This window comes from Chitinophaga varians (genome assembly GCF_014529945.1).
GTDB lineage: Bacteria > Bacteroidota > Bacteroidia > Chitinophagales > Chitinophagaceae > Chitinophaga > Chitinophaga varians.
On sequence record NZ_JACVFB010000009.1, the window covers coordinates 296,357 to 304,060 of the forward strand.

Sequence of the window (7,704 nt, forward strand, 5' to 3'; positions counted from 1 at the left end):
TTTCGTAGCGCTTTGCGGGGATTTTTTTATCAGTAGATAATGATCTCGTCGGTAAACATGAACCCACGTTGTTCGTTCTTTGCGTGGATGCGTACGTAACGTGCCTGCTGTTGACCAAGATTGAATTTGAAATCTTTGAAAGCCAGTGTAGACAAGCTAACAGGGACGTCATTGTTGATCTGTTGTACTGTCCGGAAATGTTGTCCGTCGTCAGATAACTGTACCTCCACCCATGCCGGAATATAAACGCCCGGGCCGGTCAGCTGCATAAAATTGACAGACAGTGTATGCAGTGGCGTTACTTTTTCCAGGTCCACCGTAACGTCCATGTCGCCCAGGAACCCTTGCCACTGGCCATCCCCATAGGTTAATGAACCCCGGTACCCGTTCACCAGCGTGGCTTCCCGCTGCGCTGCATATTTTTCGTTGTAAGGTCTGTTATAGATCACTTTTTTGCCCAGAGCAATATGATCGTCTACCGCAAGCACTGCTGGTTTGCCTTTCAGCAGCGTGTCCTGGAAGATGGCCGCTGTTACAACCGCAGTGCCTTTTACCGCAAATCGGCCGTTGTACAACGTTGACTGCGGGGTGGGCGTGGAGCCGTCCAGGGTGTAACGTATCTGTGGACGATACTGCTCTGAGCTGAAGGTAATGGCCGCCTCATGCTGTGTGGTAATGATTTCCGGATGGATGCTCACTGCATAGGAAGGGCGGTAGTAATTTACGTTTAGCCGTTGGAGTAAGAGATAATGGGATTGTATCCGTTGATGGAAATCGTCCCATTTTTTGTGCAAGGTATCAGACCATACGACCTCAGACAGGGCTATCATCCTGGGATAGGTCATGTATTCGAGGTGGTAGGAATTAGGAATGTATTCTGTCCAGATATTGGCCTGCGCGCCCAGTACATGTTTAGCCGCGGCGCTGTCGAGCTCCCGCGGAACGGGTTCATAGCTGTAGACTTTTTCCAGCGGAAGGAATCCTCCGATCGCTTCCGGTTGGGTAACCGGGTCGGCCTGATAGCTGTCGAAGTAACAATAAGCGCCGGGCGTCATCACGACATCGTGGCCAGCTTTGGCTGCCGCGATACCGCCGCTCTCGCCGCGCCACGACATCACCGTGGCTTCCGGTGCGAGGCCGCCTTCCAGTATTTCATCCCATCCGAGCAGTTTGCGATGACGGGAAATCAGGAATTTTTCCATGCGGCGGATGGCGTAGCTCTGCAGCTCCTTTTCATCTTTAAGATGCTCCGTGTGGATGCGCTGCTGGCACTTGGGGCATTGTTTCCACGCTTTGGTAGACGCTTCATCACCGCCAATGTGAATGTACCGGGACGGGAAGATGGCCATTACTTCATCCAGGACATTTTGGAGAAAATAGAATGTAGAATCATTGCCGAGGCAAAACTCTGAATTTTTATAAGGAATACCGGAGCAGGACAGGTTGGGATACATGGCCAGGACTTCTTCTGAGTGGCCGGGCATTTCTATTTCCGGAATCACGGTAATACCCCGGGCGGCAGCATAGGCTACGATGTCCTTCGCTTCCTGTTGTGTATAGTAACCGCCGTAGGCGTTAGGGTCTCCTTCATGGGAATAGTGGCGATCGCTTTTCCACCATTCTTTCCAGTTGGCGGTGTTGCGCCATGCCGCTTGTTGGGTTAGCTCCGGATATTTTTTGATTTCCAGTCGCCAGCCGGCTCCGTCGGTCAGATGCCAGTGGAAGGTGTTCATGCGATATAGCGCCATCAGATCGATAAAGCGTTTAACATAAGTCGCCGGGAAAAAGTTGCGGGACACATCGAGGTGTACACCGCGGTAGCCGAAGCGTGGCTGATCGGCAATATCTGCACAGGGGAGCAGCGTACGGTCGGGCTGCAGCCAGCTGAGTTGTACAATCGCCAGTGCGGCATTGATGGCGCCGGCGTTGCTGCGGGCGTCGATGGTTATCGCCGTGGGCGAGATGCGGATGCGGTACCCATCGGGATGTGGTATGGTGGTGGCGTTAGCCTGTCTGAAGAGGATCGTGGAGCGGGTTTTCCCGTTGGCCGGGAAGGCGCCCATTTCCTTCAGCAGTTGTGAGGCTGGCCGGAAATCCTTTCCCGGGAAAACGAGCGCTTGCCCGTTGAGATGAAAAAAGCCGCTGCCGGCTGTAAGCTGCGTGGGGCGCGGAATCAGGTCCAGATTACCGGTATACTGCGCTTTTCCCGGGAGCACGCTGCATGCTGTCAACAACAACACACTGACACAATACTTAAACATAAGCTTGACAAAATTAAAGGACAATGATAGGGAAAGAATCACAAAAAAGAGCGTGGCAGAGGGCTTAAAAAGCAGAAAGCATAAAGCCCGGAGGCCTTATGCTTTCTGCAACAGGAGTATTCGATTACACTTTTATCTTACCACGGTCACTTCGCCTTTGATAACATTGGAAGCGCCGCCGGCTACTTTTTTGTAGGTGAGCCACCATACGTAGGTGCCGATATCTACCGGGCTGCCCTTGAACTTACCGTCCCATCCTTTGTGGCTGTCGGAGGAGATGAAGATCAGTTCGCCCCAACGGTTGAAGATCCGCAGTTCGTAGTCGAACATAGGTCCGCGTACTATTGGTCTGAACACATCGTTCCGTCCGTCACCATTTGGTGAGAAGGCGTTCGGGAACTGCGGTTTCGGTTCGCACTGGGTGAAGTTGACTCTGATGTCGTCTGTTGCGCTGCCGCAATCATTGAACACGGTCACTGTGTAAGTGCCACCGTTGGTAACCTGCAGGGTGGGCGAGGTGCTGCCGTTATCCCAGCGTACGCTGGTGATGCCGTTGCCCTCAGCGCGGAGTGTCAGGGTTTCACCTATACACATCACGGTATCGTTGCCCAGGTTGATTTTCGGTACACCGGTGATGTTTACGTTCACGCTGTCGAGGTATACTCGTTGGCAGAACCTGTCCATCACGGCCAGTTTGTATTTGCCGGCCTGGCTTACCTGTTTGATCGGGTTGGTATCGCCGTCGTTCCAGAGGTAGGATATTGCGTCTGTGTTGGTGCCGTTGAAAGTAACGGTGCCGTCAGGGCAGATATTCCTGTCAGGGCCGAGGTCTACCTGGATACCCGGTTTCATTCTTACGTTAACGGTATCTTTTACCACGCAGTTGTCTCTGCTTACAGCCACCCAGTAGCCGCCAGGTTTGTTGACGATGATGGAGTTGCTGGTTTCGCCTGTCTGCCATTTGATGCGGCCGCCGTTAGAGGTAACGGTGAGCATGATGGACTGGTCAGGGCAGATCGCCGTGTCGCGGCTCAGGGTGATATCCGGTGGCGGATTTACGCTCACTTTCACGGTGTCGATGGTGATACAAGCGCTCTTCATCACTTTCACCCAGAATTGTTCCTGTGTGCTGACGAGGATAGAAGAGGTGGTAGCGCCATTGCTCCAGAGATAGGTAGCGCCGTCTACATAAGCGTCCAGTTTTACGGATTGGCCACGGCAGATGGTGGTGTCCGGAATGCTTACCAGCGGAGTGGGGATGAGCCCAACTTTAATGGTATCGCTGGTGATACACTGGCCGTTGCTTACGCTGACCCAGTAAGTGCCTGCCTGGGTGATCTTGATCCGTTGAGTAGATTCTCCGGTAGACCACTTGATGGTGTAGGCAAAGTTGGAAGCGCCTGCATCGAGTACGAGGCTGTTGCCGCCGCAGATGGTGGTGTCTTTGCCGAGGTTGACTACCGGTTTCTGAATGTAGTTCAGCTGGTAAGTCATGGTATCGGAAGAGCAACCTGTTTTACCATCCGTCATGATGAAGGAGGCAGATGTAGCACCGTTCAGGTTGAACTGGTTGCTGCGTTGTGTTAACGGCAGGCCGGTCACAGCGTTGGCAGGTGTTACGGCTACCAGGGTAAAGGTTGGCAGGTTCACGTTACCTACCGGTTGCAGGGCCACTCTCGGATTATCGGAGCAGTTGGCCGGCAGGGTAGCGCTCAGCTGCGGTTTCGGACAAGGTTTGATGATGATACGTTGGATAACATCGTTGGCTTTGTTGCCGCACGCGTCTGTGATGCTCCATCTTCTAACGATCGTATAGCCGTTACAGATATCTTTCACAAACGGATCTTCGCTGTATACTGCTTTTTTCGGGAAGGCCGGGTCACAGTTGTCGGTGGCGGTTAAGGTCACCGGCGCAGGGATCGGGTCCTGACAGTATATGGTCACATCTGCCGGAGCAGGCATGATCACTGGTCGGGTGGTATCCTGTACGGTTACTACCTGTTTCATGGTGGCGATGTTACCGCAAGCGTCTTTCGCGGTCCAGGTCCTGATGATGCGGTAGTTGTTACCACATGCACCCGGAATGGTTTCCGTAATGGTTTGACGGGTTACCGTCAGACCGTTGCCATTGGTGCTGCAGTTATCCGTAGCTGTTACATTGGTAACAGGGGCAGGGATAGCGTCGCAGTTCACCGTGGTATCTCTCGGAGGCAGTACGGTGAATACCGGTTTAGTGGTATCCTGTACGCGGATGGTCTGCTGCATGGTGGCTTTGTTGCCGCAATCGTCAGTAGCTGTCCAGGTACGGATTTCCAGATAGTTACCTGCACAAGCTCCGGGTGTTCTTTGTGTTTTGGAGCTGGTGAGTACCTGGATGTTACCGGAGCAGTTGTCGGTAGCGGTGATCACCGGCCATGCTGGTACTTTATCGCAATCTACCACGGTGTCTTTAGGTGCAGGCATAGAGAATACAGGTCTGGTGGTATCCTGTACGCGGATGATCTGCTGTACAGTGTTACCGTTGCCGCATTCATCCAGTGCTGTCCATTTACGGAAGATGGTGTAGTTGCTGTTACACATACCTGATTTGCGAACGATGGAGTCTCTGGAGGCAACGGTGATGATGCCCGGAGTACAGTTGTCGGTAGCGGTCAGGTTGATGCCGGCCGGTACTTTGTCGCAATCCACTGTAGCATCAGCTGGTGGCTGCATGGTGAATACCGGAGCGGTCATGTCTTTTACGGTAATGATCTGTGTTAGTGTCACGCCGGTGTTGCAGGCATCTTTCGCTGTCCAGGTGCGGATCAGTTGGTAGTTGTTGCTGCAGTTGCCCGGAATGTCTTTCCGTACTTCCACCACCGGAATGGTGATGTTGCCGGCACAGTCATCTTTGGCGATCAGGTCTACTTTAGCCGGGACCTTGTCACAGTCAACAGTGATGTTGGCCGGAGCAGGGGTGATGAACACCGGAGCTTTTGTATCCACTACGGTGATGGTCTGGGAGGCAGTGACAAACAGACCGCATCTGTCGGTGGCTGTCCACGTACGGGTGATAGTAGTGAGACATGGTGAGGTGACTACGGTCACGTCATTATATGTCACACTCAGGGACACGTCATCATATGGTGCGTGGCTGAATACCGGTTTACCGAAGAGGGCAGTGTAGTCTTTACCCTGTACGCATTCGGTGGTGATAGCTGCTGGTTGAGACACAACTATCGGTGCTTTATTGACAACGGTGATTTTCACCACGTTGCTGATGTTGTTGATACATGCACCGGAGGATACCAATCTTCTGTACCAGATATCTGCAGACTGCAGGCCCGGCTGATAGGTGTCGGTAGTAGCACCCGGGATGTTGGTGAACGGTCCGGCTGCACCCGTAGTGCTTTGTTGCCATACATAAGTGTAGGTACCATTACCACCGGAGAGCGCGTTGCCGCGTATAGCCGTTGGCGTTTCAGTCATACATATTGTCTGGTCGGCCAGGATAGTATTACCCAGAATTGGTTTACGGTTGATCAGTGTTACGCTGGAGCTGGTAGCAGCACATTTACCGTTGCTTACTACCCATGTCAGCTGTGCTGTTTCACCGGCAGGTACGGTAATCGTTGCCTTTCTGTCTGTAGCGTTGCTGATACCGATCAGGGAAGCATTGTTGCTGGTCACTACCCATACGCCTTTAGCGCCTGGTACACCCGGATCGCTGGCGTTCATGATGAACGTAGCATCGTTACAGTGTTCCTGATCAGGACCGGCATTGGCGGCCACTGGTGTCAGGTAGTTGATGAGGGTTACATCGTCCCAGGTGGAGCTACATACACCGTTGGTGATGGTCCAGCGCAGGGTTACGGTATCACCCGGATTTACTTTCACTTTTGAAACCGGGCTGTTGATAGACCTGATAACGGCAGTGCCTTTGATGATAGACCAGAAGCCTGTTGCACTAGGCACGCTTGGTGCGTCGGCAGCGAGGGTGAAGTCTGTCAGCTGGTTACATGCTTCCTGATCAGGTCCGGCGTTGGCATCGAGTGCTTTTGCGTAGTTGATCAGCGTTACCTGGCTGGAAGTGTTGGCACATTTACCGTTGGCGATGGTCCATTTAAGGATAACGGTATCGCCTACGGGCACTTTCACCCTGGTAGCCGGATTGTTAGGCTCGTAGATAGTTGCTCTGCCTGGTACACGGCTGATGTCTGTCCAGGTACCGGTTGCGCTGGAGGAGCCAGGTTGATTGGCATCCATCACAAAGTCGGCATTGGTATTACATTTTTCCTGGTCAGCACCTGCGTAGGCAACGGCAGCTGCTTTGTAGTTAATAATTGTTACTCGGCTGGAAGTGGTTTTACATACACCGTTGGTGATCGTCCATTCCAGTACCACGGTATCGCCAACAGGCACTGTTACAGCAGTCAGCGGGTTGGTAGGTTGTTTGATCACCGCTCTTCCAGGTATACGGCTGATGTCTTTCCACAGTCCGGTGGCAGTCGGTACGCTTGGTGCGTTGGCATTCATCACGAAGTCGCTGGCCTGGTTACATGCTTCCTGGTCCGGACCGGCATTGGCGTCTGCTGCGGTAGCGTAGTTGGTGACAACCACGTTGTCAGAAGTAGCAGCGCAGGTACCGTTGGTGATAGTCCAGGTGAAGGTAACAGTAGTACCAGCTTTCACGGTCACCGTCGTTTTAGCGTTGTTAGGCTGGTCGATGGTCACACCGGTGGTAGTGGAGGCTGTCCATGTACCGGAAGCGCCAAACTGCGTAGGTGCGTTGCCGTCGAGGGTGAAGTTTTCATTATCGCAATGTTCCTGATCAGCACCGGCATTGGCCACAACAGGTGTTTCGTAGTTGGTCAGGACCACATCGTCGCTGGTCACTGCGCAGACACCGTTGGTGATCGTCCAGGTGAAGGTAGCCGTTTCTCCGATTGGCAGGTATACATTGGTTACCGGCTGGTTCGGATTGCGGATGATCGCTTTCGGGTTGTTGGTCGTCCACGTACCGGTTGCGCCGGCAGCTTTCGGATCATTACCTTCCAGCTTCAGGTCCGTTGTAATGTTACAGAAAGTTTTGTCTTCTCCTGCATTGGCTTTGGCAGGCAGTTCGTACACGATTACTTTGGCGGAAGCGCAGGCAGTATTACCGCAAGCACCGGCGCTTTCAGCGCGTACAAACCAGGTTGTGGTGGTAGATACATTTTTAAAGGTAACGGTTCTGCCATCTGCGCTGATCACATCAGGCGTAACCGCTGTGCTGCTGGCAGTTCCCGGGCAACCGTTGATGTACCATTTCCAGGTAGCATTGGTAGCACCGTTTTCATCGGTACCAAGGCTGCCACCCTGGAGGGTGAGTACCACATCTCCTTTGTCGCAAATTTCTGCTGCATTTACACTGATGCCGGTAGGCGGTGTGGAAGGCTGCATGATTTTCACGGAGAACGGTACA

Annotated in this window: 2 protein-coding genes; both read right to left on the reverse strand. The window is 53.0% G+C overall.

The genetic code is table 11. From position 1 onward, the window contains the following. Window positions 1-29: 29 nt before the first annotated feature. Window positions 30-2,261: a glycoside hydrolase family 20 protein gene (locus tag ICL55_RS34015; protein WP_188106314.1), complete on the reverse strand. Its 2,232-nt coding sequence runs from the start codon at window positions 2,259-2,261 to the stop codon at window positions 30-32. A gap of 132 nt (window positions 2,262-2,393) precedes the next feature. Continuing rightward, the gene (locus ICL55_RS34020; protein ID WP_223151686.1) at window positions 2,394-7,682 is read right to left on the reverse strand and encodes an HYR-like domain-containing protein; all 5,289 of its coding nucleotides are present in this window, start codon (window positions 7,680-7,682) and stop codon (window positions 2,394-2,396) included. Between the last annotated feature and the right edge of the window lie 22 nt (window positions 7,683-7,704).